Origin of the sequence: Luteococcus struthionis, assembly GCF_048595755.1 — a bacterium.
Taxonomy (GTDB): domain Bacteria; phylum Actinomycetota; class Actinomycetes; order Propionibacteriales; family Propionibacteriaceae; genus Luteococcus.
In genome coordinates this window covers 2,547,090-2,572,159 of sequence record NZ_CP184360.1, presented here as the reverse complement: position 1 = coordinate 2,572,159, position 25,070 = coordinate 2,547,090, and the positions used below count along the sequence as shown (strand labels likewise).

Genomic DNA, 25,070 nt, shown 5'->3' with positions numbered 1-25,070 from the left:
GCCCCTGACGTGTTGTGATGCCGGGCCACATGCCCAGCCACGGACCCCACGCTGTGGTGGGGGCATCCTTCAGACTAGCCGCGCGGCGGCCTGGCTGACGATCAGCGCCGCGGCCTGCGACTTGCTGCCTGCCACCTCGCCCAGCTCACCGTCGGAGTCGATCACCGTGACGTGGGTGGTGCTGTGGCCAAAGACCTTGCCGGCCGAGACGTCGTTGAGCACCAGCAGGTCGCAGCCCTTGCGGGCGAGTTTCTGGGCACCGATGCGCACCAGCTCGGCACGGTCCGGGGCGGTCTCCGCGGCAAAGCCGACGATCACCTGCCCGGCGCGCGACGCGTCCTGTGCGCGGGCCTCGGTGAGTGACTTGAGGACGTCGGGCGTCTGCACCAGGTGCAAGGTCATCCCCCCGTCGCCATCCTTCTTGATCTTGCTGCCGCTGGGCTCGGCGGGGGTGAAGTCCGCCGGAGCGGCGGCCATCACCACGACGTCGGCCTCGGGTGCCAACCGATGCATCTCGCGATGCAGGTCTCCGGTGGAGGTGACGGTGCACAGGTCCACCCCCGACGGCACCGCCGCCTGCATGTTCGCGGCGACCAGGGTGACCGACGCGCCACGCATCGCCGCCTCACGCGCGATCGCCACGCCCATCAGCCCACTGGAGGAATTGCCCAGGAAGCGGACCGGGTCCAGGGCTTCATGGGTTCCCCCAGCCGAGACCACCACGTGGCGTCCCACCAGGTCGCGCTCGCTCCAGGTTCCAAGGGTCTCCGCTGCGCCATCCATCAGCTGCAGCGCCACCTCGACGATCTCGGCGGGTTCCGGCAGACGGCCGGGCCCGGAGTCCGCTCCGGTGAGCCGCCCCGAATCGGGATCCTTCACCACCACGCCGCGGCCACGCAGCGTCGCAACATTCTGCATCGTCGCCGGGTGCTGCCACATCTCGGTGTGCATGGCCGGGAACATCGCCACCGGACAGTGTGCGGTCAGCAGCACATTGGTCAGCAGGTCGTCGGCACGGCCAGTGGCGGCACGCGACAGCAGGTCGGCCGTGGCCGGGACCACCATCACCAGGTCTGCGGTCTGCCCGAGGCGCACATGGGGCACCTCGGTGATGTTGCTCCACACATCGGAGTCCACCGCCTTGCCGCTCAGCGCGGACCACGTGGTCTCGCCCACGAACTTGAGGGCATTGGCGGTTGGCACCACCGTGACATCACAGCCGGCCTCGCGCAGTCGTCGCAGGACCTCACAGGCCTTGTACGCGGCGATGCCACCGGCGACGCCGAGGATCACTCGGCGCGCGGTGGCATCGGTGTCAACCACGATCTGCCTGGTCTCAGGCGGGGTCGATGTCGCCGAAGGGATCGGGGACCATCGTGAACTCCGGATCGGCCGCGGCCGCGGCGCGCGCGGCAGCCTCTGCCTCCGGGTCGATGTCGTTGCACTCGAGCACGTCCGCCTGGATCTCGCGCATGGCGATGGACAGCGGCTTCTCCTGCACTCCGGTCTCCACCAGGGGGCCGACATTCTCCAGCAGGCCTTCGCCCAGCTGGGAGTAGTAGGCATTGATCTGGCGGGCGCGCTTGGCGGCGAACAGCACCAGGCGGTACTTGGAGTCGACCTTGTCGAGCAGCTCGTCGATCGGAGGGTTGGTGACGCCCTCGGGAATGTTTGTGGTCAAGGTGAACCTTCGTTCTTGTCCGGAAGCCCGACGGTGTTGGCAACGTCGGGTGTGTGGCCAGAGGTCACAAGCCCAGCAAGCCTACCAAATCCTCCACCGTTTGATCGATTTCACGATTCACCACGACGTGGTCGAACTCTCCGACGCAGGCCAATTCCTGCTGCGCCGTGGCCAGACGCCGCTCCTGCTGCTCGGGCGTCTCGGTGCCACGCCCGGCCAGTCGGCGCACCAGTTCCTCCCAGGTGGGAGGCTCGATGAAGATGTGCTGCGCCTGCGGGTAGGTCTTGCGCACCTGGCGTGCCCCCTGCAGGTCGATCTCCAGCACGACGGCCCGCCCCTGCCCCACCGCCTCGTCGACGGGGGCACGCAAGGTGCCGTAGCGATGCTTGCCATGGACCACCGCCCATTCCAGCAGACCGTCCTGGGCGACGAGCCGGTCGAAGTCCTGCTCGCTGAGGAAGTGGTAGTGGACCCCGTCGATCTCCCCCACCCGAGGCGGCCGGGTGGTGGCCGAGATCGACACGAAGACCTCGGGGTGCCGTTCCTGCAGTCGGGCCACGACGGTGCCCTTGCCCACTGCGGTGGGTCCACTGATCACACTCACCCGCGGCGTGCCCGCTGGTTGCTGCTGCTCGGTCACGCTGCCGGCATCTCCTTGCTCTGGTGGGGTCTGGCCCCCGATGACTACTCGAATTCGGCCTTCAGACCCGCCACCTGGTGACGGCCAAGACCGCGCACCCGGCGGTTCGCGGCGATCTCGAGTCGCTCCATGATCTCGGTCGCCCGCTTGTCACCCACCCGGGGCAGGGCCTTGAGCAGGTCGACCACCTTGACGTGCGCCAGCACGTCGTCCTCGGCGGCGATGTCGAGCGCCTGGTTCAGGCTCAGGGAACCATTGCGCACCCGCTCCTTGAGGTCGGCCCGTGCGCGACGGGCCTGGGTGGCAGCCTCGCGGGCCGCCTGAAGTTGCTCCGGTGAAAGTGTTGGAATCGCCACGACAGGTCTCCATTCCTCTGTGCTCGGGCATGCCCACCGCCCGGTTCGTCACTACCAAGCTACCGTCGAAAAGTGCTTGCCGCAGCCGAATCTACCGTGGTGGGGCCGCAATTCCCCACCACAGACGGTGTGACTTGCAGCACTCTTTCACGGGCCCCGCGGCCACCCGGGGACGACCCGCTTGGGATCACACGATCGAGGCCAGTGCCTTGGACAGTCCGTCGTGGCTCGGGCCGCCCCGCATGACCTGGCGGCTGGCCGAGGGCAGCAGCCTGGCCGTGGCCTCTCCGAAGATCTCCCGCAATCCCTCGACGGTGCCACCCTGCGCACCGATGCCGGGAACCAGGATGGATCCGTTGAAGCGGCTCACGTCGCACCCCGGATCGGCATGGGTTCCCCCCACCACCAGGCCCAGGGCGTATTGACCGGAGCGCTCGTTCTCCGCGGCGGCGGCATCCACCATGAACTGCGACACGCTGCTGCCCGAGCCGGTTCGTGCCAGCTGCACGTCCCCGCCTTCCGGATTGCTGGTGCGGGCCAGGAGATAGATCCCCCTGCCCTCCTGGTGTGCCAGGTCGATGGCGGGGCGCAGCGACTCGAAGCCCAGGTAGGGGCTCAGCGTCACCGCGTCGGCGCGCAGGGAGGAGTCCGAGGCCAGGTAGGCGCGGGCATAGCCGGCCATCGTGGATCCGATGTCGCCGCGCTTCACGTCGAGGATGCTCAGCGCCCCGGCCTGCCGGATGTCGTCGAGCACCCGCTCCAGCACCGCGATGCCTGCCGAGCCGTAGACCTCGTAGAAGGCCGATTGCGGCTTGAAGACCGCCACCTTCTCCCCCAGGGCCGCGACCATGGTGCGGGCGCAGCTCTCCAGCCCCTTCACGTCGTCGTCCAGCCCCCACGACGCCAGGATCTGCGGGTGGGGGTCGATGCCGACGCACAGCGCACTGCGCTCGGCGGTGAGGGCCTTGAGTCGTTCCGCATAGGTGGCCATGGTGTCTCCTTCGGGCCTCGACAAGCTCGGCCGTCGTGATCGGTTCTGGTGGCCAGGCTCGGCCGTCGTGATCGGCGTCCTACGATTCCCGGGCCTGTCCCGACCACGTTCCTCGAGCCTGTCGAGGGGTGGTCAGTGTGGCAGGGAGTTGATGCCACGCACCAGGGCGGGGCCGTTGTAGATGAAACCGGAATAGACCTGCACCAAGCGGGCCCCGGCGTCGAACATCGCCTGGGCGTCGGCGGGGGTCATGATGCCGCCCACTCCCATCACCGGCAGCGCGGAGCGTTCGACGATACGCGCCACCACCTCGCGCGAACGCACGGTGAGCGGGGCACCCGACAGGCCACCTGCCTCGGCGGCGAGCCGCACGTCGCTGCCCTTGAGGCCGTCGCGGCCCAGGGTGGTGTTGGTGGCGATCAGGCCGCTGACCCCCGCCTGCTCGCAGGTCTCCAGGACCTCGTCGAGGGCCTCCCAGGTGAGGTCGGGCGCCACCTTGACGAAGATCGGCACCGGGCTGACCTCGTTGAGCACCCTGGCCTCGGTGACCAGGGCCTTGGTCAGCTCGCGCAGGGCGTCTCCGTCCTGCAGGCTGCGCAGCCCGGGGGTGTTGGGGCTGGAGATGTTCACCGCGACGTAGTCGGCCTTGTCGGCCAGCAGTCTCAGGCTGGTGAGGTAGTCCTCGACGGCCCCGTCGAGGGGTGTCACCTTGGTCTTGCCCAGGCTGATGCCCAGCGGGATCCCCAAGGCGCGGTTGCCCCGCTGGACGCCCCATTCCTCGAGCCGCGAGGCCAAGGCCTGTGCACCCTCGTTGTTGAAGCCCATCCGGTTGATGATGGCCTCGGACTGCTTGGCACGGAACAGTCGTGGCTTCGGATTGCCCGGCTGGGCCTGCGCGGTGACCGTGCCCAGCTCGGCGAAACCAAAACCGAGCCCGGCCCAGGCACGCGCCGCGATGCCGTTCTTGTCGAGGCCCGCTGCCACACCCACCCGGCCGGGGAACTGGATGCCGGCCACGGTGGCGCCGCCGCGTCGGCCCAGGGCCGCCCCAGCCAGCCGCTGGGCCGGTGCCGGGAGGCGCCCCGCCGCGCCCAGCGCACGAATCATGTCCTCGTGGATGGCCTCGGCATCGCCGCCACGAAGCCGGAACAGGCCGGGCCGCAGCACCTGCTGGTAGCCCGCCAACAGTCCGCGATTCACCAGCTCCTGGCCCTTGGTCCGGGCCTGTTCCGCAGCGCTCATGACTGCTTCACGATCGCGTTCTCGACGTCGGCCGCCCACTCCTGCAGCGACTTCACGCCAATGGCGTCCTCGACGGCATCGCCCGCCTCGGCCCCGGCCCGACGAGCCTCCTGGGCACACAGCGCCTCGACGCCCTGCACCGCCGCCGCCAGCCCCTGGCCGGTGGTGATGCAGGGGGCATTGAGCCGCACGGCGGAGCTGCGGATCTCGTAGCCGTCGGCGCGTTCACTGCCGCCGGCCTGGCCGGGTGTGTTGAAGACCACGTCCACCTTGCCGTCGCGGATTAGGTCGACGATGGTCGGCTCGCCATTGGGTCCCTTGCCTTCGGAGTGCTTGCGCACGATCGTCGACTCCACGCCCTGGCGAGCCAACACGGCCGCCGTGCCCTGGGTGGCGAGGATGGTGAATCCCAGGTCTGCCAGCCGCTTGACCGGGAAGATGGCGTGGCGCTTGTCACGGTTGGCCATCGCGACGAAGAAGGTGCCCGAGGTGGGCAGGAACTGACCGGCCGCGATCTGGCCCTTGGCGAAGGCGACGCCGAAGGTATTGCTCAGGCCCATCACCTCGCCCGTGGAGCGCATCTCCGGGCCCAGGATGGTGTCGACGTTCTGACCCGTCTCGGTGCGGAAACGGTTGAAGGGCAGCACGGCCTCCTTCACCGCCACCGGCGCACCGGACCAGGTGTAGTCACCGTCCACCTCGGCACGCAGCACGCCCTGTTCGCGCAGCTCGGCGATGCTGGAGCCCATCATGATCAGCGTGGCGGCCTTGGCCAGCGGCGTCGCGGTCGCCTTGCTCACGAAGGGGACGGTGCGGCTGGCGCGCGGGTTGGCCTCCAGCACGTAGAGGGTGTCACCGCCGGCCAGGGCGAACTGGATGTTGATCAGGCCCCGCACCCCGACGCCCCTGGCAATGGCCTCGGTGGAGCGACGGATCTCGTCGATGATCTCCTGGCCGAGCGTGATGGGAGGCAGGGAGCAGGCGGAGTCGCCCGAGTGGACGCCGGCCTCCTCGATGTGCTCCATCACGCCGCCCAGGTACAGCTCGGTTCCGTCGTAGAGGGCGTCGATGTCGATCTCGATGGCGTCCTGCAGAAAGCGGTCCACCAGCACCGGTGTGGTGGGGCTGATGAGCGTCGAACTGGCGATGTAGCGCTGCAGGCTGGCCTCGTCGTAGACGATCTCCATACCGCGCCCACCCAGCACATAGCTGGGGCGCACCAGCACCGGGTAGCCGATGTTCTGGGCCACCGTGCGGGCCTGCTCGAAGCTGACGGCCATGCCGTGGGCCGGGGCTCGCAGTCCCGCGTCGGCCAGCACCGCCTCGAAGGCGCCGCGCTCCTCCGCCAGGTGGATCGCCTCGGGGCTGGTGCCCACGATCGGCACCCCGGCGTCCTTGAGCTGCTGGGCGAGCTTGAGCGGCGTCTGGCCACCCAGCTGCACGATCACGCCCACCACCGGACCGGCCTGGCACTCGGCGTGGTAGATCTCCAGCACGTCCTCCAGCGTCAGCGGCTCGAAGTAGAGCCGGTCGGAGGTGTCGTAGTCGGTGGAGACGGTCTCGGGATTGCAGTTGACCATGATCGACTCGTAGCCGGCCTCGGTCAGCGCCATGGCGGCATGCACACACGAGTAGTCGAACTCGATGCCCTGGCCGATGCGGTTGGGGCCCGATCCCAGGATCAGCACCGCGGGCTTGGTGCGGGGCGCCACCTCGGTCTCCTCGTCGTAGGAGGAGTAGTGGTAGGGGGTCTTGGCGGCGAACTCGGCGGCGCAGGTGTCGACGGTCTTGTAGACCGGGCGGATGCCCAGCGCCCAGCGCACCCCTCGCACCACGTCGGTGCTCATGTTGCTGGCCGCCGCGATCTGGGCGTCGGAGAAGCCGTGACGCTTGGCCTTGCGCAGCAGCTCGGGGGTCAGCTCCTTGGCCTCGGCCACCTCACGGGCTACCTCCACCAGGATCACCAGCTGGTCGATGAACCAGGGATCGATGCGGGTGGCCTCGAAGACCTCCTCGGGCGTCGCCCCGGCCATCAGCGCCTGGAAGACCTCACCGAGGCGTCCGTCGTGGGGACGCTTGACGAGCTCGAGCAGTTCCTCCTTGCTGCGCTCGGGCATGGTGAGCACGAAGGGGGCCTTGGGGTCCTCGAGGGAACGAAGCGCCTTGCCCAGCGCCTCTGTGAAGTTGCGCCCCAGGCTCATCGCCTCGCCGACGCTCTTCATGTGGGTGGTGAGGGTGTCGTCGGCCTGCGGGAACTTCTCGAAGGCGAAACGAGGGACCTTCACCACGACGTAGTCCAGCGCCGGCTCGAAGCTGGCGGGTGTCTCCTGGGTGATGTCATTGGTGATCTCGTCCAACGTATACCCGATGGCCACCTTCGCGGCGATCTTGGCGATCGGGAAGCCGGTGGCCTTCGAGGCCAGCGCCGACGAGCGCGAGACACGCGGGTTCATCTCGATGACGACCATGCGTCCGTTGTCGGGATTGATGGCGAACTGGATGTTGCAGCCGCCGGTGTCCACCCCGACGCGGCGGATGATCTCGATGCCGACGTCGCGCATGAACTGGTACTCGCGGTCGGTCAACGTCATCGCCGGGGCCACGGTGATCGAGTCACCGGTGTGCACGCCCATCGGGTCGAGGTTCTCGATCGAGCAGATGATGACGACGTTGTCGGCCTTGTCGCGCATCACCTCCAGCTCGTATTCCTTCCACCCCAGGATCGACTCCTCGATCAGCACCTCGGTGACGGGGCTCAGGTCCAGGCCGGTGCCGGCGATGCGTCGCAGCTCGGCCTCGTCGTGGGCAAAGCCCGACCCAGCGCCGCCCATGGTGAAGCTGGGGCGGACCACCACGGGGTAGCCGAGCTCGTCGGCGGCGGCCACGACTTCCTCGATGCTGTGGCAGATCTCGGAGCGGGCCACCTCGGCGGTACCCCCGGGAACGTCCAGCGAGGTCACGATGTCGTTGAACTTCTGCCGGTCCTCGCCGCGCTGGATCGCGTCGAAGTTCGCGCCGATCATCTCGACGCCGTACTTGGCCAGCACCCCGTTCTCGTGCAGGGCGACGGCGGCGTTGAGTGCGGTCTGTCCCCCCAGGGTGGGCAGGATCGCGTCGGGGCGTTCCTTGACGATGACCTTCTCGACGAATTCCGGGGTGATCGGTTCCACATAGGTGGCGTCGGCGAACTCCGGATCGGTCATGATCGTGGCCGGGTTGGAGTTGACCAGGATCACCCGGTAGCCCTCGTCGCGCAGCACGCGGCAGGCCTGGGTGCCCGAGTAGTCGAACTCGGCTGCCTGGCCGATCACGATCGGGCCGGAGCCGATGACCAGGATCGAGGAGATGTCAGTGCGCTTGGGCATCAGTGGGTGCCTTCCGGGTTCTGCTGGTTCTTGGAGGCGTCGAGCATCTCGACGAAGCGGTCGAAGAGGTAGGCCGAGTCATGGGGACCGGCCGCGGCCTCGGGGTGGTACTGGACGCTGAAGCCCACCAACCGGCCGTCGCGGCGCAGTTCGAGACCTTCCACCACGTCGTCGTTGAGGCACACGTGGCTCACGGTGGCGGTGCCGAAGTCGGTCTCGGTGGCCCGGTCGAGGGGCGCGTCGACGGCGAAGCCGTGGTTCTGCGCGGTGATCTCCACCTTGCCGGTGGTGCGGTCCATCACGGGCTGGTTGGCGCCGCGGTGACCGTACTTCAGCTTGTAGGTCTCGAAGCCCAGGGCACGGCCGAAGAGCTGGTTGCCGAAGCAGATGCCGAAGTAGGGGTAACCGGCCTGCAGCACCTGCCGCAGCACCTCCACGGGACCGTCAGCCGTCGACGGGTCACCCGGGCCGTTGGAGAAGAAGACCCCGTCGGGCTTGATGCGATCGATCTCCTCGAAGCTCGCGGTGGCGGGGAGCACGTGCTGCTCGATCCCGCGGGCGGCCAAACGCACCGGGGTGCTGGCCTTGATGCCCAGGTCGAGAACCACCGCGGTGTACTTCTTCTCGCCCTCGGCCGGCACGACATGGGCCTCGGGGGTGGTCACGTCGTCGACCAGGCTGGCCCCGGCCATGGCGGGCTGCTGTAGCACCTGCTCGCGCAGCTTCTCCGGGTCGAGCACCTCGGTGCTGATGGCTACCCGCATCACGCCGCACTCTCGCAGGTGGCGGGTCAGGGCACGAGTGTCGAGGTGGCTGATGCCGACGATGCCCTGGGCCTGCAGCTCCTCGTCCAGACTGCGGCGGCTGCGCCAGTTGGAGGCCACACGCGCTGGATCGCGCACCACATAGCCGGCGGCCCAGATCTGCTTCGACTCGCCGTCCTCGTCGTTCCACCCGGTGTTGCCGATGTGCGGCGCCGTGGCGACGATCACCTGGCGGTGGAAGCTCGGATCGGTGAGGGTCTCCTGGTAGCCGGACATTCCGGTGGTGAAGACCGCTTCACCAAAGGTGGTTCCCTGGGCTCCGTAGGAGGTGCCGCGGAAATGGCGGCCATCCTCCAGAACCAGAATCGCGGGAACCGACGATTGCGAGACGAACTGGGACGAGGTCATGGCCATCCTCCCCTGCCCGAGCCGGGCAAGGCCTTGCGGGTGAGTGATCGTCGGGAACCCTATCAGCACCGTCGGACCGCAACTGCCCAGATTCCAGATTTTTGGCACGGCGCTGAGTTCATGCCAAGGGAGGTCAAGCCGGGGGTCTTCCCCTCGTGGTGAGCAAGCCGACGACCATCGGTGCCAGGGCCACGGCGGCGAAGACGGCCAACCCGCGGTAACCCAGCGCACCCATCACGACCCCGCTGAGGGCGGCGGCCAGGGCCGCCGCCAGGTTCGCCACCGTGTCCACGGCCCCCTGCATTGCGGGGCGGTCGTCGTCGCTGGCCACACGAGTCACCAGAGCGGCGGCCGCCACCGATGCCAGGCTCCACCCGACACCCAACAGGAACAGGGCCGCTGCCAACCAGGCCATGCTGGCATCGGCAAGCCAGGCCACCAGCAGCGAAACACCCAGCGTGGACAGGCCCTGCCACAGCACCGCCCGCTCCCCCAGCCGGTCGACCAGCCAACCGACCACGGGCGAGAAGGCATACATGCCGGCGATGTGCAGGCTCATGATCAACCCGACACCCCGCAGGGCATGTCCGTGCATCGTCATGTGCACCGGGGTGAGGACCATCACCGAGGCCATCACGAACTGCGCGCAGGCAGCCGAGACCAGGGCCAGGCGCATCGCATCGCTGTGCCAGGCCCGGCGCACCAGCTGCAGACCACGGGGTCGAACCGCGGGGGATCCCCCGCGAGCCAGGAGCAGCGGATCGGGACGCAACGCCAGCCAGACGAACAGGGCGCTGAGCAGGGTGCCGGCCGCGGCGATCAGGTAGGCCCCCGCAATGCCTGGCAGGCCCAGCCGACCTCCCAGGATTGCGCCGGGGCCGGCCAGGTTCGGGCCAAGGACCGATCCGACGGTGGTGGCCCAGACGACCAGCGAGAGGGTGCGAGCACGATGGTGCGCAGCGGCCAGGTCGGTGGCCGCGAATCGGGCTTGCAGCCCGGCCGCACTGCCGGCCGAGAAGAGGAACATCCCCACCATCAGCAGCACGATCTCGTGTCGAGCCACCGCAGCCACCAGGAGGAGAGCGCCGAGCGTGGCCACGAGCCACCCCGAGCCCAGGGCGATGCGGCGACCGCGCTGGGTGGCCAGTCGCGCCAGGGGTGAGGCGATCACCGCCACGGACAGGCCCGAGACCAGGCGGGACAAGCCGGCCAGACCCTCGTCACTGGTCACCTCATAGGCCAGCAATGATCCAATGGACATCCCCGCGCCCATCCCCAGGCCGGCCATCACCTGGGCGGCAAAGAGCACGCGCACGGTACGGCGCTGCACCACCGCCACGTCGGTGCGGGGCCGCTGTTGGCTCACTGCCGGGGAATTCACCCGGCACATCCTGCCGGAGGCCGACGCACGAGGGAAGCACGGCCGCGCAGGTGTGCCGACACACGGCAAGGGCCCCTCCCGGAGGAGGGACCCTTGTCATGATTCGGTCAATCGGCGGACACCGTCACTGCTTGGTGCGCACCGCCTGGGCGAGCAGGCCGTTCAGGAAGCCCGCCGAGTCCTCGGTGGAGTACTCGGTGGCCAGCGACACTGCCTCACTGATCACGGCCTCGTCCGCCACGTCGCTGTGGTCGATCTCCCACATCGCGACGCGGGCCAGGTTGCGGTCCACGCGGGGCATGCGCTCCAGGGTCCACTCCGCGCTGCAGCACTCGGCGATCCGCTGGTCGATGCTTCCCATGTGCGCGTCGATGCCACGCACGATCTCCTGGGCGAAGGGGCGCACGGCCGGGGTGGCCTCGGCGATGTGTTCGTCCAGCGTGGTCAGCAGGTCGCGGTCGCGCAGCTCGGCCTCGAACAGGATGTCGAGGGCCTGCTTGCGCGCCTTGGTTCGGCTGCTGTGGTGCGGATTCGGCACCACCGGCACGGGTTCCTTGGAGATCTTCAACAGATCAGGACGCCCCGGCACCGGCGTGCCCACGATGTCGTCGGTCATCAGTTGCTGACGCGCGACAGGTACTCACCGGTGCGGGTGTCGACCTTGATCTTCTCGCCAGTGGTGATGAACAGCGGCACCTGCACCTGCTTGCCGGTCTCCAGGGTGGCGGGCTTGGTGCCACCCGTGGAGCGATCGCCCTGCAGGCCCGGCTCGGTGTAGGTGACCTCGAGCTCGACGGAGGCGGGCATCTCGATGAACAGCGGGTTGCCCTCGTGGATCGCGACGGTGGCCTCCATGTTCTCCAGGAGGTAGTCCTTCGCGTCGCCGACGATCTCCTCGCCCAGGGCCATCTGGTCGTAGGTGGTGTTGTCCATGAAGACGAAGGCCTCGCCGTCGTGGTACAGGTACTGCATGTCACGACGGTCGACGGTGGCGGTGTCCACCTTCGTGTCGGAGTTGAAGGTCTTGTCGACAACCTTGCCCGTCAGCACGTGCTTGAGCTTGGAGCGTACGACGGTGTTGCCCTTGCCCGGCTTGTGGTGCTGGAACCAGGTGATCTGCCAGAGCTGCCCGTCCAGGTCGAGCACCATGCCGTTCTTGAAATCGTTGGTGGAAACCACGTACTTCCCTTTCAATGCGCTGTGCCGAGAGTCCGGCACATCAGTCTAACCCAACGAACGTGGACACCCGACCGGGCAGGACTTCGCGACGGCTAGGGTGGCGCGCATGCACCTGATTCCCAGGCCGGCAACGGAGCCCCGCCTTGCCCCCGACCACGTCACCCTGACGCCCCGGGAGGAATTGGGACCTGCCGACGTGGGCGACGACGACCTCGTGACCGATCTGCACCTGTCCGCCATCGCCCTGCCCGACCACACGTCGCACTACGCAGAACTGGTCAGCCTGCGCATCGACGGTGGGTCATTGGCCGGATCACGCTGGTACCGCACCAACTGGGTCGACCTGGCTCTCCGCCAAGCCGACGCGGCCAACACCGCCTTCCACGAGTCCACCCTCAAGCGAGTGACGTGGCAGGAGTGCCGCCTTGTGGGGTTGACACTCAGTGGCTGCACACTGACCGACGTGGCGCACCGCGACTGCCTGCTCTCGATGGCCAACCTGCGCTTCGCCAACCTGAACCGGGTGGAGTTCGTCGGCTGCGACCTTCGCGGCGCCGATTTCACCAGTGCCCGTCTGACGGAGGTGCGCTTCATCGACTGCCTACTGGATGAGGCAAACTTCACCGAGGCCCGATGCGACCGAGTCGAGATCAATGGGGGTGCCTTGGCGGGCCTGCGCGGCATCGACGGGCTTCGAGGTGCGTCGATCCAAGTCTCGGATGTCCTCGAGTTGGCCGGCCCCATGGCGCGTGCCTTGGGCCTGGAGCTGGTGACGGCCTGATCTCCTCAACCCGTGACAGTGGCGTGACTGCCGAAGCAACTCCGTCCGTTGAGAGTCGCTCAGCAGGCACGCCACTGAAGAACTGGAAGCCTCAGAAGAGCAGCGCCAACAGACTGCAATAGGCCAGACCGATCACTGCAAGGATGGACTGAGCCAGCGTGTAGACCTGAAAGGCTCCACGTGTGGTCAAGCCCAACATCTGCTTGAAGATCCAGAAGGTGTTGTCGGTGACGTTGCCCCCGAAGGCAGCACCACAAGCGGCCGCCATCAGAATCAACACAGGGGGAAGCCCCGTTGCTGCCACCACGGGTGCCAGGATACTCGCGCCCGTCATGGCTGCCACGGATCCCGAACCCTGCGCGATGCGCAGGATGGCAGCCACCAGCCAAGCCAGCAGGATGGGGATTCCAGCATTGGCCTCGAAGAGCTTGGCGAGCATGTCACCGATCCCCACCTCCGTGATGACCTGCCCGAGCGAGCCAGCCACGCCGGTGAACAACAGGATGGAGCCTGAGGTCTGGGCACCGCGAGTGATGATGTCCTCCACTCCATCGCGAGTGACCAACGGGATGGTCTCAAGGATGCCAATACCAAGCCCGATGAGCAGTGCCACGACAGGATTGCCAAGAAACTGCACGACGCCCGGCGAACTGCCCATCAGGAGTCGGCATGCGGTGTCGACGATGATGAGGGCGATCGGCACAATGACCGGCAGCATGGCCACGACGATTGGAAGGTCCAGCGTCTTTGCATCGTTCCCTGCGTCCGCAGCATCGTCAACCAGTGAGGCGGCCACGATGTCAATGCTGTCCAGCGAGTCACTCGCGGCCCGCAGATCGGTGCCCACAGTGTCACCAGCCTCGAACCGGGCTTGGAGCTCTGCCTGATGGGGATCCAATTCGTCGTGGAGATAACCCGCCTCCGGCAGCTCGTCCTTCTCGGGCTTCCACGTGCGGTCCGTCACCAACGTGTGCACGAAGATGCTGCTGACGATGAGGATGATGCCCGATGGGATGCCCCACATCAGCATGGTCCCCATGTCGATCTTGAGTGATGCGGCCATGGCCAGCGCCGCAGCGCCAGGGATCACCATGAGCAGGGCAACCTCCAGACCGATGGCCAGCGCTCCCGCAATGGGGGCGACATTCCTTCGGCTGCGCACGGCGATCGCCTTGGCGATCGGGGCCATGATCACGAGTGCCACGTCAAAGTAGATGGCGGGGAAGATGATTCCCGAGGACAGGCCCAGGATGTAGGACGATGCCTTTGGCCCACCCATCCTCAGCAGGCCGTCGACCACGCGCTTCATGGTGCCGTTTGCTGACAGGATGGCGCCGATCATCACTCCGAATCCGATGATCAAGCCGACTTCGAACATCAGGTTGCCGAAACCCTCGCTGACTGCCGTCACCGAGTCGGTGGGGCCGAGTCCACCGGCAATACCCAGATAGAGGGCGCCGACGACCAGCGAAATGACGGGATTGATCTTCCCGCCGACGATGAGTGCCACGATGCCGACGATGGCTATGGCGAGGTGAATGAGGATTGCGAGATCCACGGGTGTCTCCGATCGATGAACGACATTGTTCTGGACCTGGTGTCGAACCGATTCCCTGACGACCGACGGGCCGCGTTGGCCGCGAAGAGCATCACCGTGAGCCGGTGCGATGTGCCGACGCTAAGCGTTTCGACAGTCGAGTGTCAACAGTCAACTTCTATTGATCTTTTCACACCCCCCACCCTTGACGATCCACTGCACCCCGAGGTTGACTGTCAACACTCAACAAAAGGACGGCAGCAAAGGCGCGCCGTCAAGGAGGAAGAGTCGACATGGGCTACGGAACTGGTGTGGGTACCCGGACGGCGGTCGTCACAGGGGCCTCATCTCTCAAGGGCATCGGCTACAACACCGCCCTCCGCTTCGCGCGGGAAGGTTGGGCGGTCGCCATGCTGGACATCAACGAGGATGGCGTGCGTCAGGCTGCGCAGACCGTGCGCGACGAGGTGCCCGGCGCGGCTATCGAGTGCTTCACTGCAAACGTGGCCGACGCGGCATCGGTCGAACAAGTTGCCACGGCGATCCTGGAATCCGCGCTGCCCCCGGTGGGCGCCTTGGCCAACATTGCCGGCATCCCCTCCCCCAAGGGCTTCCTCGAGATCGGTCTGGAGGAATGGAACCGCGTCATCGCCGTGAACCTGACCGGAAGCTTCCTGCTCAGCCAGGCGCTGGTCCCCCAGATGATCGAGGGCGGCTACGGCCGCGTGGTCAACATGTCGTCGGTCACCGCACAGCACGGGGGCGGGGTCTTCAGCAAGACCTCGTATGCCGCTGCCAAGGCCGGCGTACTGGGGCTGACTCGAGGCATGGCGCGTGAGCTGGCCGAGCACGGAATCACGGTGAATGCGGTGGCCCCCGGCGTGGTGGACACCGAAATCCGAATCGGGTCCTCCGACGAAACCGAACAGGCTCTGGCGGCAGCCGTCCCGCTGAAGCGTCAGGCGCAGCCGTGGGAGATCGCCGCCTTGGTGTGCTGGCTGTCCAGCGAGGACTCGGCCTACATCACCGGTTGCACCCATTCAATCAACGGCGGCACCTACATCGCCTGACGGGCGACCACGACAGAAGGTGAGAACAGTGCAGAACACCAATATCGAGCAACTCAAGGATTACGCCAAGGAGCTCCGCAAGACGGCCGTGACCATGGTCTACGAAGCCCAGTCCGGTCATCCGGGAGGATCGCTCTCGGCAGCCGACCTCGTCTCCTACCTCTACTTCCACGAGATGAACCACCGCCCTCAGGAACCGGACTGGTCCGACCGCGACCGATTCGTCCTGTCCAAGGGCCATGTGGCCCCCATCCTCTATTCGGCCCTCGCCATGACGGGCTATGTGCCGATGGAGACCATCCACACCCTGCGCAAGAAGGGCTCCCCCTTCCAGGGCCACCCGGACAGCAAGAAGTGCCCGGGTGTGGAGATCTCGACCGGATCACTGGGCCAGGGGATCTCGCCGGCGGTGGGCATGGCTTTGGCCGGCAAGCGCGATGACAAGGACTACCGCGTCTTCTGCCTGTTGGGCGACGGGGAGTGCCAGGAGGGGCAGGTCTGGGAGGCGCTCCAGTGCGCCCACACCTACAAGCTCGACAACTTCTTCGCAATCATCGACCAGAACAACCTGCAGATTGACGGGCACACCGACGAAGTCAGCCCCAACCTCGACTTCGTCAAGAAGTTGGAGGCCTTCGGCTACGACGCCCACGAGGTCGATGGCCACGACATGGAGGCCATTGCGGATCTCTTCGACCAGCTGCGCAACAAGAAGGATGGCCGCCCCAAGGGAATCGTCCTGCACACCATCAAGGGCAAGGGCGTCTCCTACATGGAGGATGTCGCCTCATGGCACGGCACCGCGCCCAACGAGGAACAGTGGAACCAGGCCCTGCAAGAGCTGGATTCGCCGCCAGACCGTGAGCAGTACGAGGAAGCAATCGAGGACATCGAGGAAGGGCTGGACCGATGACGTACACCGTTGACCACGACAACAAGAAGCCCACCCGCGCCGCCTTCGGCGACGAGATCGTGGCCTTGGGCAAGCAAAACCCTGACATCTACGTGATCGACGTGGACATCGCGAAGTCCTGCAAGACCGACGCCTTCGCCAAGGAGCTCCCCCAGCAGCACGTCAACGTCGGCATTGCCGAGCAGAATGCGGCGGGTCTGGCGGCGGGCCTGGCCACCACCGGCAAGATCCCCTTCGTGGCCACCTATGCGGTCTTCGGCTCACTTCGCATGGGCGAACAGATCCGTCAGTCCATCTGCTACCCGAAGCTCAACGTGAAGATCGCGTGCAGCCACGGTGGGCTCACCCCGGGCAATGACGGCGGTAGCCACCAAGCGATCGAGGACATGGGGGTCTTGCGCACCTTCCCCGGGATGACCGTCGTGATGCCCGCCGACTACCACTCCACCCGAAAGCTCACTCGCGCAGCGGCCGAATGGCAGGGGCCCCTCTTCCTGCGCTTCACCCGCGACGCAATGCCCTCCATCTACGGACCGGATGAGGAGTTCGAGATCGGCAAGGCGAAGGTCCTGCGGGAAGGCGATGATCTGGCCATCATCGCCAACGGCGACACCGTACGTCTCGCTCTGGAGGCGGCTGAGCAGCTCAATGCGAGCGGCATCAATCCTCGCGTGGTCGACATGCACACGATCAAGCCGCTGGACCGAGATGAGGTCATGCGCAGCATGCAGTGCCAGGGCCGCATCATCACTGTCGAGGACCACACCGTCCTCGGCGGCTTGGGCGGCGCCGTGAGTGAGGTGGTCGCCGAAGAGGGGGGTGCCGTGGTGCGCCGGATCGGAGTGCAAGATCAGTTCGGTCAGTCGGCCACCTACGACGAGCTACTCGAGCTCAACGGCATCACGACTGCGAACATCATCGCTACGGCCCACGAACTGCTCACCCTGACTCCTGCACACGGCTCGGTAGGAGTGAAGCCGCAGGGTCGTTGAACCCAAGCGTCGCTCATGAGGCGGATTTTTCGCGTCCCTCCGCCTCATGAGCGACCGCTTCTGGAGCCTCACCACGCTCCGGGCGTGATAGAAGGGGCGTAGGATTCGCTCGTACCCGAGAAACGGAGAGGCCCTCGTGTCCCTTGCAGCACTGAACCGGAGCACGCTGCGCGAGCAGTTGCTGGACCGACTGCGCGAAGGGATCCTGGACGGAACATTTCCCCCGGGATCCCGGATGGCGGAGGTCGAACTCTCCAGCCAGTTCGGGGTCAGTCGCGGAACTGTGAGGGAGGCGCTGCGAATCCTGCAGAACAGTGGGCTGCTGGAGGGCAAGGAGCGCAACAGCCTCTATGTGAGAAAGCTGTCCAAGCGCGACATCGAGGAACTCTTCCAAGTTCGCGACGCGCTCGAAGGGCGGGCCGTGACGCTGTTTTTGAAACGGCCAGACGCCCAAGAAATCGTGAGCCAGATGGCCACGCAACTCCCCGAGTCCGGGGAGGGGATGAGCTACGCGCAGCGCTTCGAGATCGATCTCGACTTCCACCAGATCCTCGTTGCTTCCGCTGGAAACACGATGTTGTTGAACATGTGGTGCGGCATCAAGGACTTGATGCGTATTGCCGCGCTCGCATGGGTTGATGAAGGAGCCGCTTCCCTCATGACCAGCGCCCATCACCAGCCCATCATTGATGCCCTGCGGACCGGCGACCCAGACCGGGTTCGCCCAGTCTTGAGCGAGCACATGGAAGCAGCCGCAGAGCTGTTGGGCACCAAGGCCGAAGCCTGATCCCAGTCAGCGCCCCATGACGCTGGATGGGATCAGAAGCGGTTTCCCGCGTCCGGCGGCACGATGTCGCTTGCCTCGTCGGGAATCTCCTGTTGGATTCGCTCCTCGATGGACTCCTGATGCGCCATGTCGTCAACCGTGACGGCCTCGTCGACGGGCACCACGGCATCGGCCCGGTGGGCGATCTGTTCGTCGTCGTCCAAGCTGCGCGCCAAGTCGGCGCCATCGTCGACGAGGTCCTGGGTGCCAAGGTCCTGTGCGGTCACCTCGCCGTAAGGGCGGTTGGCATCGGCGCTCTCCTCCAGCGATTCGAGGTCTTCCAGACCGTCCAGGTCTCGGTCCAGGTCGTCGCGCATGGTTTCGGCATTTCCAAGATCGTCGGTGCTCATGCCCTTCACATTGGCGAAAGGCACCCGACTGGGACAAGTCATTTCGCCCATGACGTACTGCCCGGGCACGGCCGCAGGAAATCTTGGACTGGCGACCCATTATCCTGCCGACATGCGCACAGCTGGTGAATTCACGGGAGCCGACGCCGCATGGATCCAGGCCATGGTCCACCGACTGGAGGCGCGTGGCGTGGGCGCCCGCGAGGTCAACGACGCCTATGGATACGTACAGGACGTCTGTCGCCGCGTTCGCACCGGACCCAAGGCCCAGTTCGGTGATCCGGTGGCCTTTGCCGACCGTCTGGAATTCCCCCTCGACCCCGTCCAGACCAGCCCGGGCCACGCCCTGGCACGGGCCCTGGGAGCCACCCGCGTCCATGTTCTCGGAATCCTGATGGTCTTCCTGATGGTGATGAGCTGCCTGGCCTCCTTCCTCAGCGTGGCGGCGATGGCACGGGGGCAGGACCACATCACCGTCACCGTTGGAGCGGTCTTGGGACCGCTGGGAATGCTCGCCGTCGTGCTGCTGTTGACCCAGCTTCCCCCGCACCTTTTGTATCGGCACACGCTTCTCACCGGTCTGACACTCGTGCTCGTCATGGTCGCCTTGTGTGTCTTCGCCGTCCTCGCCTCCGCACCCCTGCTGCTGGTTGGTTGGCAGCTCGTGGCGGGTCTGTCCTTGGTTGTGCTCGTCCTCTACACCGTCGTGTTCACCTGGTCGGGCATCAAGGAATACCGCAACGATCCCGACTGGGCCACGACCCTGTGGAGCTACCTGCCCGTGGGTTGGCTGCTGATGCTGGGCCCCTGGGCGACCCACTTCCTCGGTCTGTGGTGAGCTTGGACGCCGATCCCGGTCCGCCCTTGTCGCGAACTGTTCACTCCGCTGTCACCGCGGGGTGCATGGTGCCTTCCTAGGCTCGTGGGGACACCCCCGAACCCAAGGAGACAAGGAAATGAACGCACTGACCCGCCGTGGCGTGCTGGCCGGTTCCGGAGCCGTGGCCGTCGCCGGTGCCCTCGGCCACTCCGCTGCCCCCGCGCAGGCTGCCTCACGAGGTGGCCGCGCCCTGATCGGCAAGGCCAAGCGCCACGAGATCCACGTGATGAGCTTCAACATTCGGCTCGACCGTTCCAGCTCCACCAAGCCCGGCGAGCCCGACCACTGGCCCGAGCGTCGCCCGCTGGTGACCCAGCTGCTCGAGACCGAGCGTCCCACGCTGCTGGGTGTGCAGGAGGCCCAGTTCGGCCAGCTCGGTGCCATCGAGGACGCCTTGCCGCAGCACAAGATGCTCGGGTACGGCCGCAAGGGCGGGAGCAAGGACGAGTACTCCGCGATCTTCTACGACAGCACACGCTACGAGGTTCTCGAGTGGGACCAGTTCTGGCTGTCGGACACTCCCCAGGTGATCGGCTCCGCAACCTGGGGCAACACGGTGACCCGGATCGTCGTCTGGGCCAGACTGCGCGACGTGCGTCGTGGCACCGAGTTCGCGATGGTGAACACCCACTTCGACCACCAGTCCGAACCGGCGCGGATCAAGAGCGCGGATGCAATCCTGGCCCTCGCCACCGATGAATTGGCCGGACTCCCCCTGCTCGTGACGGGCGACTTCAACTCCTCCGTCCACCGCTCGGGCGCCTACGAAACCCTGGTCGGCGCCGGACCGCTGCTCGACACCTGGGATGTCGCAGAAGACCAGCTCACCCCGGCCTGGAACACCTTCCCTGGCTACAAGGACCCGGTGGCCGGCAATGACCGCATCGACTGGGTGCTGAGCAGCAAGGACGTACGGGTCAAGCGCGCCGCCATCAACGTCTTCCGTGACAAGAACGGCCGCTATCCCTCCGACCATGCTCCGGTGCAGGCCCTGGTCCAGCTCTGAGGCCTCCCCTTCCCTGAGCCGGCAGCAAAGAACCCGTCGGGCCACACGGCCCGACGGGTTCCCATCTCACTTCGCTGTGGAGTTGGCGGAAGGCTTGTCGAAACTCATCGCCGGTGGTTCACAGCGTCCCTGTACATTCGCATGGTACGAGTGTATTACGGACTCATGACATCCCGCACTGCCGTCCTTGACGCTCTGCTCGCCGTGATGGCCCGCGGGGGCGTCAGCGCCGTCTCGGTTCGCAGCGTGGCCGCCGAGGCGGGGGTTTCGCCAGCAACCGTCCAGTACTGGTTCAGGACGAAAAGCGACTTGCTCACCGCAGCACTCGAACACGTCAACGACCGGATGGAGCAACGCCTGTCGGAGGTCGGGCTCTCGGGCGAACCTCGCAGAGTGCTGCTTGACCTGCTGCTGGCTTGGTTCCCGCTCGATGAGCAGCGCCGGGCAGATGCCAGCGCGTGGCTGGCCTTCTCCGCTGCCGCGGCCACGGATCCCCGCCTGAGGACACTGGTCATCGACAACGACACCGCCACACTGCAGTTGCTGGGCGACTGGCTGGATGCCCACCGCAACGAGTTGGCGTTACGCATTCCGCCCGAGGCGGCCGCGTCAATGCTGCTTGCCTCAGTGGACGGCTTCACAGTGCGCGCCCTCAGCCACGACGACCCGTCGAAGGCCTTGGCCGATCTCGAGAGCTTCCTCGAGCTGTTCACCGAGGGAGCCCCATGAACCGCGCAGGTGTGCTGGGGCGTGCCCTCGTGGGCATGCTGGTGCTGGCTCTGTCACTGGGCCTCGCCAGCGGAGCCGGACGAATCGTGACTCACCTCGGCCACCCACCGCTGGTCACTCAGCTAACCCAGGGGGCCCTGATGCTGCTGTTGGTCGTGGCGGCGGTTTCACTGCTGCGACGACGAGTCGATCGGCGACCCATCCACACGCTGGGGCTGTCTGGGCATCGGGTGCAGGGGTTGATGCTGGGGATTGGCGTCGCGTTGGCAACAGGCGCGGTGACGTGGTTCAGTGCCATCGCACTGGGGGCGGCCAACGTACGGTCGGTCGACCTGGTGGTCCTTGGGGAGTTCCTGATGCTCAACACACTGCTGTTGACCTGCTTCGAGGCGATTCCCGAAGAGTTGGCCTTGCGCGGGTATGCGTGGACGAATCTTGGCGATGGGCTGGGCGAACGCTGGGCATCCGCGATCACGACCGCCCTGTTCGTGGTGGGCGCCCTGCTCGCCCCTCCAGTCAGCGACTGGGTGGCCCGATTGGCGGGCGCACCTGCCGCACCACCGCGCGGTGATCTGGTGGTCTATGTCGTCCACCTGGTTCTGTTCGGGTTCGCCTTGGCGGCAGCTCGGCGCACCGGCCCGGACGGGCTGCTGGCCGCGATCGGCTTCCACCTCGGTCAACTCACGGTGACCCGTCTGGTGATGGGCGGGCTCGACTGGTTGCCGGCTGGTGTGGAGGTCGACCTGACTTCCCCTGAGGCGGCAATCCTCGTCTGGGTGCACATCGTGCTGGGCTGGGCAGCCTTCCTCTTCATCAGACAACGCCGAGGGCGATCATCCCGCCTCGAGGTCGTGATCACCTAGGGTGCTTCGCCCCCCCGCGGTGGCCGCGATGAGGTGAGGTTGGCCCGCGCTCGATCCGATTGGTCCACCCACGTCACCGCAGAAACAAGACTGCCTCGCCAGCAGGCGAGGCAAGTTTCGATTTTCTCATCTTACGTGGAGCTAAGGGGATTCGAACCCCTGACCTCTTCCATGCCATGGAAGCGCGCTACCAACTGCGCCATAGCCCCTCATCGCCGAGGCGACGACAAGAAATTACTCCACTGTGACTCGGGACGCAAATCAGGCCGAGGCAGCGTCTGGCCCCGTCCCGGAGCGCCCCAGCTGGCCTGCGAAGGACTCCCCCGCGTGACCCCGGCGTCGTTATCCTGCCTTGGTGAATTCACGACTTGCCGAGACGGCTCCCCGACGTCCGAAGCGGCTGAACCTGGCGACGGTGATCATCCTGCTCGCCGCCCTTGCCTTCGCGTTCACGCTGCGAGGCCATGTGGCCCTCCAGGTGGCGAATGCGACGGGGCAGACTTCCGTGCACAGTGCTCGCATCACCGCCATCTCTGACGGGCCATGGTTCAAAGACTTCTGCGATCCCGACAAACGGCAGCGGCGCTACGAGATTCATGTGCAGTGGTCCGAACCCGAATCCGCTAGCGGCTCGTACTCTTTGTGTCTGAAGGAACACGAGCGTCGCGCGAAGTATGTCGGCCAGACGCAGCAGGTCATGTCCGAACCATGGTTGGGTACGGTCGCCCGCGCCGAGAGCCCCGGCTTCTCCCTGTTCTTCGCCGTATTCCTGCTCACCTTCGTGCCCATCACCGTCGGCTTGGCCATCTGGCTCTTTCGTCCCGAGACGACCGAGACGCGTGCAGCGCAGCGCTAGAAACGCCAGACGGGGAGAAGCGAGCACGACCGAGGACGAAAAAACGGCGCCCCAGCCCAAGGAGCCGATCGCCGTCCTCGCACCCAACGACGTCAGGTGTTCTGAAATATCCAATCCGGTGGAGCTAAGGGGATTCGAACCCCTGGCCTCTTCCATGCCATGGAAGCGCGCTACCAACTGCGCCATAGCCCCGTGCACTGCCGTTTCGAGCGAACCGCTCGTTGCGACTCAGAGAACATTACACAGAGCACTGCCCCACTGGCAAATCGGGTGACCTCGGAAGGAACCCCCACAAGCCTCACGAAGCGATGCGGTTGTAGGCCTCGAGCCGCCACGGACGGTCGTGGGTGCGCACCAGGATCGACCAGGCACAATTGCCCATTGGCCCCAGCTGCCAGCTGTGCGCGAAGTCCCAGCCCAGCAGGTAGCCACACGCCATCCGAATCGCCAGGCCGTGCGAGACCACCACGGTGGTCAGGCCCTCGTGCAGTCCCGCGATATCGGTCAGCGCCATCCGCATTCGCACGCCCACCTCGTCGGCCGTCTCCCCCTCCGGGGAGCGACGAAAGTCCCGCCCGCTGCGCAGGGCATCGGCAAAGCCCGGATCCCGCTCGGCCATCTCGAACCCGGTCAGTCCGCCCCAGGATCCGACATTGATCTCCTGCACCCGCTCATCCAGGTTCGCCACAAGCCCGGTCTCCGCGGCGACGAAGGAGGCCGTCTCACTGGCCCGCGAGAGGTTCGAGGAGACCAGTGCGTCGGGCTGCAGTGCCGCCACATGGGGCGCCGCCAAGCGTGCCTGGGATCGGCCCACGTCATTGAGACCCACGTCGAGCTGCCCCTGGAAGCGACCCTCCACATTCCAGTCGGTCTGTCCGTGACGCAACAACACCAGCCGGGTGGCTGGTGCTGTTGATGCTGCGACCTTGCTGCTCATGTCAGCTCAGGCGTCCTTCCCCTGCTCCTCGGCGGGTTCCTGCAGGTTGAGCTCGATCCTCGGGCAGTCCTTCCACAGACGCTCCAGGGAGTACATCGAGCGTTCCTCCTCATGCTGCACGTGGACCACCACATCGACGTAGTCCAGCAGCACCCAGCGATTCTCCCGATCGCCCTCACGACGCGTCGGCTTCAGCTTCTGCTTCAGCAGTGCCTCCTCGACGCCGTCCACGACGGCCCCCACCTGACGTTCGCTGGCGGCACTGACCACCAGGAAGATGTCGGTGATCGCGAGCTGCTCGCTCACGTCGAAGGCCACGATGTCGGTTCCCATCTTGTCCGCGGCCGCCTGGGCAGCCGCCTGTGCGACGGAGATGGCATTGTCGGTTGCGCTCACGCAGAGTCCTTTGGATTGGGTTCGGGGTTGTCACTCGGATTGGCACGAAGCCGTTCGTTCTCCATCGCCGCGATGGCGGCCAGCTCATCGGGCGAAGCGGTCACGTCGACCGGTTCGGGGGCCACCTGGCCAGCACCGTAGAGCCCACGCTTGGCGATGTACTGCACGATGCCGTCGGGCACCAGGTACCAGATGGGCAGACCTTCCTGCGTCCGATTGCGGCAGTCGGTGGACGAGATCGCCATGGCCGGCACCTCGAGCAGGGTCACCTTGTCGTCGGGCAGGTGGGCGATGTCCTCCTCCCCCAAGGGCACCCCGGGACGGCTCACTCCGACGAAGTGCGCCAGGTCGAACAATTCCTCGGCCCCACGCCAAGTGAGGATCTTGGCCAGCGCATCGGCACCGGTGATGAAGAACAGGTCGACGTCGTCACCACGATTGCGGCGCAGGTCCTTCAGCGTGTCGACGGTGTAGGTGTCCCCGGGGCGATCGATGTCGACCCTGGAGACGCTGAAGCGCGGGTTGGAGGCGGTGGCGATGACCGTCATCAGGTAGCGGTCCTCGGCCATCGACACCTTGCGTCCCGCCTTCTGCCACGGGACGCCGGTGGGCACGAAGGCCACCTCGTCGAGCCCGAAGCGCGCAGCGACCTCGCTGGCAGCCACCAGGTGTCCGTGGTGGATCGGGTCGAAGGTTCCACCCATGACGCCCAAACGCCAACGGCGCCCATTCTCGGAATGGACGATTCCCATCGCCTTTTCCGAGGCGTCAGAACTCATCGCGGTCCGCGATCAGCTGTGGGGACGACCGGCACCGACATTCATGACGAAGGCCAGCGCGGCCAGCGCCACGAGCACGAAGACGACCCCGATCGTGATGGTCGGGATGGACGATTCAAGAAGCACCAGAGACATGGCCGCAGCCTAG

The 25,070-nt window shown here is 66.3% G+C and carries 27 protein-coding genes and 2 tRNA genes; 10 read left to right on the top strand and 19 right to left on the bottom strand.

Annotation, left to right across the window (positions count from 1 at the left end):
- Positions 1–69: 69 nt before the first annotated feature.
- From coaBC to efp, 11 genes are all read right to left on the bottom strand, one after another.
- Positions 70–1,323, bottom strand: coding sequence for a bifunctional phosphopantothenoylcysteine decarboxylase/phosphopantothenate--cysteine ligase CoaBC (coaBC, locus tag ACOAMO_RS11910; RefSeq protein ID WP_420174988.1), 1,254 nt, complete (start codon positions 1,321–1,323; stop codon positions 70–72).
- Positions 1,324–1,336: 13 nt separating this feature from the next.
- Positions 1,337–1,681: a DNA-directed RNA polymerase subunit omega gene (gene rpoZ / locus ACOAMO_RS11905; RefSeq protein ID WP_420174987.1), complete on the bottom strand. Its 345-nt coding sequence runs from the start codon at positions 1,679–1,681 to the stop codon at positions 1,337–1,339.
- A 64-nt stretch (positions 1,682–1,745) separates the two neighbouring features.
- Positions 1,746–2,321 carry a guanylate kinase gene (gene gmk / locus ACOAMO_RS11900; RefSeq protein WP_420174986.1) on the bottom strand — a complete coding sequence of 192 codons (576 nt, stop codon included), beginning with the start codon at positions 2,319–2,321 and terminating at the stop codon, positions 1,746–1,748.
- A 44-nt stretch (positions 2,322–2,365) separates the two neighbouring features.
- Positions 2,366–2,677 carry an integration host factor, actinobacterial type gene (gene mihF / locus ACOAMO_RS11895; RefSeq protein WP_420174985.1) on the bottom strand — a complete coding sequence of 104 codons (312 nt, stop codon included), beginning with the start codon at positions 2,675–2,677 and terminating at the stop codon, positions 2,366–2,368.
- 187 nt (positions 2,678–2,864) lie between these two features.
- Positions 2,865–3,668 carry an orotidine-5'-phosphate decarboxylase gene (pyrF, locus tag ACOAMO_RS11890; protein ID WP_420174984.1) on the bottom strand — a complete coding sequence of 268 codons (804 nt, stop codon included), beginning with the start codon at positions 3,666–3,668 and terminating at the stop codon, positions 2,865–2,867.
- A 132-nt stretch (positions 3,669–3,800) separates the two neighbouring features.
- On the bottom strand, positions 3,801–4,910 hold the full coding sequence (locus ACOAMO_RS11885; protein WP_420174983.1) for a quinone-dependent dihydroorotate dehydrogenase: 1,110 nt from the start codon (positions 4,908–4,910) through the stop codon (positions 3,801–3,803).
- Positions 4,907–8,275, bottom strand: a complete 3,369-nt coding sequence (carB, locus tag ACOAMO_RS11880; protein ID WP_420174982.1) for a carbamoyl-phosphate synthase large subunit — start codon at positions 8,273–8,275, stop codon at positions 4,907–4,909. Before carB ends, ACOAMO_RS11885 begins: the two co-directional genes overlap by 4 nt.
- Positions 8,275–9,447, bottom strand: a complete 1,173-nt coding sequence (carA, locus tag ACOAMO_RS11875; RefSeq protein ID WP_420174981.1) for a glutamine-hydrolyzing carbamoyl-phosphate synthase small subunit — start codon at positions 9,445–9,447, stop codon at positions 8,275–8,277. Before carA ends, carB begins: the two co-directional genes overlap by 1 nt.
- A 133-nt stretch (positions 9,448–9,580) precedes the next feature.
- The gene (locus ACOAMO_RS11870) at positions 9,581–10,828 is read right to left on the bottom strand and encodes an MFS transporter (RefSeq protein WP_420174980.1); all 1,248 of its coding nucleotides are present in this window, start codon (positions 10,826–10,828) and stop codon (positions 9,581–9,583) included.
- A 124-nt stretch (positions 10,829–10,952) separates the two neighbouring features.
- Positions 10,953–11,444, bottom strand: coding sequence for a transcription antitermination factor NusB (gene nusB / locus ACOAMO_RS11865; protein ID WP_420174979.1), 492 nt, complete (start codon positions 11,442–11,444; stop codon positions 10,953–10,955).
- Positions 11,444–12,007, bottom strand: coding sequence for an elongation factor P (efp, locus tag ACOAMO_RS11860; RefSeq protein WP_420174978.1), 564 nt, complete (start codon positions 12,005–12,007; stop codon positions 11,444–11,446). The genes nusB and efp overlap by 1 nt, the downstream gene beginning before the upstream one ends.
- A 106-nt stretch (positions 12,008–12,113) precedes the next feature.
- Between efp and ACOAMO_RS11855 the strand changes: the two genes are divergently transcribed.
- Entirely contained in the window at positions 12,114–12,788 is a 675-nt protein-coding gene (locus ACOAMO_RS11855) for a pentapeptide repeat-containing protein (protein ID WP_420174977.1), read from the top strand.
- 91 nt (positions 12,789–12,879) lie between these two features.
- Here ACOAMO_RS11855 and ACOAMO_RS11850 read toward each other — a convergent pair whose 3' ends face one another.
- Positions 12,880–14,346, bottom strand: a complete 1,467-nt coding sequence (locus tag ACOAMO_RS11850) for a GntP family permease (RefSeq protein WP_420174976.1) — start codon at positions 14,344–14,346, stop codon at positions 12,880–12,882.
- Positions 14,347–14,618: 272 nt separating this feature from the next.
- Between ACOAMO_RS11850 and ACOAMO_RS11845 the strand changes: the two genes are divergently transcribed.
- The 4 genes from ACOAMO_RS11845 (at position 14,619) to ACOAMO_RS11830 (ending at position 18,087) form a co-directional block, all read left to right on the top strand.
- Positions 14,619–15,395 carry an SDR family NAD(P)-dependent oxidoreductase gene (locus ACOAMO_RS11845; RefSeq protein WP_420174975.1) on the top strand — a complete coding sequence of 259 codons (777 nt, stop codon included), beginning with the start codon at positions 14,619–14,621 and terminating at the stop codon, positions 15,393–15,395.
- 28 nt (positions 15,396–15,423) lie between these two features.
- Positions 15,424–16,308: a transketolase gene (locus ACOAMO_RS11840; RefSeq protein WP_420174974.1), complete on the top strand. Its 885-nt coding sequence runs from the start codon at positions 15,424–15,426 to the stop codon at positions 16,306–16,308.
- Positions 16,305–17,300, top strand: a complete 996-nt coding sequence (locus tag ACOAMO_RS11835; protein ID WP_420174973.1) for a transketolase family protein — start codon at positions 16,305–16,307, stop codon at positions 17,298–17,300. Before ACOAMO_RS11840 ends, ACOAMO_RS11835 begins: the two co-directional genes overlap by 4 nt.
- A 136-nt stretch (positions 17,301–17,436) precedes the next feature.
- Positions 17,437–18,087: a GntR family transcriptional regulator gene (locus ACOAMO_RS11830; protein ID WP_420174972.1), complete on the top strand. Its 651-nt coding sequence runs from the start codon at positions 17,437–17,439 to the stop codon at positions 18,085–18,087.
- 32 nt (positions 18,088–18,119) lie between these two features.
- Here ACOAMO_RS11830 and ACOAMO_RS11825 read toward each other — a convergent pair whose 3' ends face one another.
- Positions 18,120–18,476, bottom strand: coding sequence for a hypothetical protein (locus tag ACOAMO_RS11825; RefSeq protein WP_420174971.1), 357 nt, complete (start codon positions 18,474–18,476; stop codon positions 18,120–18,122).
- 112 nt (positions 18,477–18,588) lie between these two features.
- Between ACOAMO_RS11825 and ACOAMO_RS11820 the strand changes: the two genes are divergently transcribed.
- From ACOAMO_RS11820 to ACOAMO_RS11805, 4 genes are all read left to right on the top strand, one after another.
- Entirely contained in the window at positions 18,589–19,314 is a 726-nt protein-coding gene (locus ACOAMO_RS11820; RefSeq protein ID WP_420174970.1) for a hypothetical protein, read from the top strand.
- 118 nt (positions 19,315–19,432) lie between these two features.
- Complete coding sequence (locus ACOAMO_RS11815) at positions 19,433–20,362, top strand: endonuclease/exonuclease/phosphatase family protein (protein WP_420174969.1); 930 nt, start codon at positions 19,433–19,435, stop codon at positions 20,360–20,362.
- A gap of 165 nt (positions 20,363–20,527) precedes the next feature.
- Positions 20,528–21,091 (top strand): TetR/AcrR family transcriptional regulator, encoded by a 564-nt coding sequence (locus ACOAMO_RS11810; protein ID WP_420174968.1) that lies wholly within the window; start codon positions 20,528–20,530, stop codon positions 21,089–21,091.
- 35 nt (positions 21,092–21,126) lie between these two features.
- Positions 21,127–21,954: a type II CAAX prenyl endopeptidase Rce1 family protein gene (locus tag ACOAMO_RS11805; protein WP_420177027.1), complete on the top strand. Its 828-nt coding sequence runs from the start codon at positions 21,127–21,129 to the stop codon at positions 21,952–21,954.
- Between the two features lie 136 nt (positions 21,955–22,090).
- Here the strand turns inward: ACOAMO_RS11805 and ACOAMO_RS11800 are convergent.
- Positions 22,091–22,163 (bottom strand) — tRNA-Ala (locus tag ACOAMO_RS11800).
- A 146-nt stretch (positions 22,164–22,309) separates the two neighbouring features.
- Here ACOAMO_RS11800 and ACOAMO_RS11795 point away from each other — a divergent pair.
- Positions 22,310–22,810: a hypothetical protein gene (locus ACOAMO_RS11795; protein WP_420174967.1), complete on the top strand. Its 501-nt coding sequence runs from the start codon at positions 22,310–22,312 to the stop codon at positions 22,808–22,810.
- A gap of 119 nt (positions 22,811–22,929) precedes the next feature.
- On the opposite strand, the gene ACOAMO_RS11790 is transcribed toward ACOAMO_RS11795, so the two are convergent.
- The 5 genes from ACOAMO_RS11790 to ACOAMO_RS11770 all read right to left on the bottom strand — a co-directional run bounded on the left by ACOAMO_RS11790 (position 22,930) and on the right by ACOAMO_RS11770 (position 25,057).
- Positions 22,930–23,002 (bottom strand) — tRNA-Ala (locus ACOAMO_RS11790).
- 106 nt (positions 23,003–23,108) lie between these two features.
- Entirely contained in the window at positions 23,109–23,747 is a 639-nt protein-coding gene (locus ACOAMO_RS11785; RefSeq protein WP_420174966.1) for a histidine phosphatase family protein, read from the bottom strand.
- Between the two features lie 6 nt (positions 23,748–23,753).
- On the bottom strand, positions 23,754–24,143 hold the full coding sequence (rsfS, locus tag ACOAMO_RS11780) for a ribosome silencing factor (protein WP_420174965.1): 390 nt from the start codon (positions 24,141–24,143) through the stop codon (positions 23,754–23,756).
- Positions 24,140–24,895: a nicotinate-nucleotide adenylyltransferase gene (nadD, locus tag ACOAMO_RS11775; protein ID WP_420174964.1), complete on the bottom strand. Its 756-nt coding sequence runs from the start codon at positions 24,893–24,895 to the stop codon at positions 24,140–24,142. Before nadD ends, rsfS begins: the two co-directional genes overlap by 4 nt.
- A gap of 39 nt (positions 24,896–24,934) precedes the next feature.
- The gene (locus ACOAMO_RS11770; RefSeq protein ID WP_420174963.1) at positions 24,935–25,057 is read right to left on the bottom strand and encodes a hypothetical protein; all 123 of its coding nucleotides are present in this window, start codon (positions 25,055–25,057) and stop codon (positions 24,935–24,937) included.
- Between the last annotated feature and the right edge of the window lie 13 nt (positions 25,058–25,070).

What these genes read in the sequence shown, in the direction of transcription:
- pyrF (WP_420174984.1), bottom strand. Translation starts at nt 3,668, where the DNA reads ATGGCCACCTATGCGGAACGACTCAAGGCCCTCACCGCCGAGCGCAGT.
- ACOAMO_RS11885 (WP_420174983.1), bottom strand. Translation starts at nt 4,910, where the DNA reads ATGAGCGCTGCGGAACAGGCCCGGACCAAGGGCCAGGAGCTGGTGAAT.
- carB (WP_420174982.1), bottom strand. Translation starts at nt 8,275, where the DNA reads ATGCCCAAGCGCACTGACATCTCCTCGATCCTGGTCATCGGCTCCGGC.
- carA (WP_420174981.1), bottom strand. Translation starts at nt 9,447, where the DNA reads ATGACCTCGTCCCAGTTCGTCTCGCAATCGTCGGTTCCCGCGATTCTG.
- nusB (WP_420174979.1), bottom strand. Translation starts at nt 11,444, where the DNA reads ATGACCGACGACATCGTGGGCACGCCGGTGCCGGGGCGTCCTGATCTG.
- ACOAMO_RS11855 (WP_420174977.1), top strand. Translation starts at nt 12,114, where the DNA reads ATGCACCTGATTCCCAGGCCGGCAACGGAGCCCCGCCTTGCCCCCGAC.
- ACOAMO_RS11845 (WP_420174975.1), top strand. Translation starts at nt 14,619, where the DNA reads ATGGGCTACGGAACTGGTGTGGGTACCCGGACGGCGGTCGTCACAGGG.
- ACOAMO_RS11835 (WP_420174973.1), top strand. Translation starts at nt 16,305, where the DNA reads ATGACGTACACCGTTGACCACGACAACAAGAAGCCCACCCGCGCCGCC.
- ACOAMO_RS11825 (WP_420174971.1), bottom strand. Translation starts at nt 18,476, where the DNA reads ATGAGCACCGACGATCTTGGAAATGCCGAAACCATGCGCGACGACCTG.
- ACOAMO_RS11820 (WP_420174970.1), top strand. Translation starts at nt 18,589, where the DNA reads ATGCGCACAGCTGGTGAATTCACGGGAGCCGACGCCGCATGGATCCAG.
- ACOAMO_RS11815 (WP_420174969.1), top strand. Translation starts at nt 19,433, where the DNA reads ATGAACGCACTGACCCGCCGTGGCGTGCTGGCCGGTTCCGGAGCCGTG.
- ACOAMO_RS11810 (WP_420174968.1), top strand. Translation starts at nt 20,528, where the DNA reads ATGACATCCCGCACTGCCGTCCTTGACGCTCTGCTCGCCGTGATGGCC.
- ACOAMO_RS11805 (WP_420177027.1), top strand. Translation starts at nt 21,127, where the DNA reads ATGCTGGTGCTGGCTCTGTCACTGGGCCTCGCCAGCGGAGCCGGACGA.
- ACOAMO_RS11785 (WP_420174966.1), bottom strand. Translation starts at nt 23,747, where the DNA reads ATGAGCAGCAAGGTCGCAGCATCAACAGCACCAGCCACCCGGCTGGTG.
- nadD (WP_420174964.1), bottom strand. Translation starts at nt 24,895, where the DNA reads ATGGGAATCGTCCATTCCGAGAATGGGCGCCGTTGGCGTTTGGGCGTC.
- ACOAMO_RS11770 (WP_420174963.1), bottom strand. Translation starts at nt 25,057, where the DNA reads ATGTCTCTGGTGCTTCTTGAATCGTCCATCCCGACCATCACGATCGGG.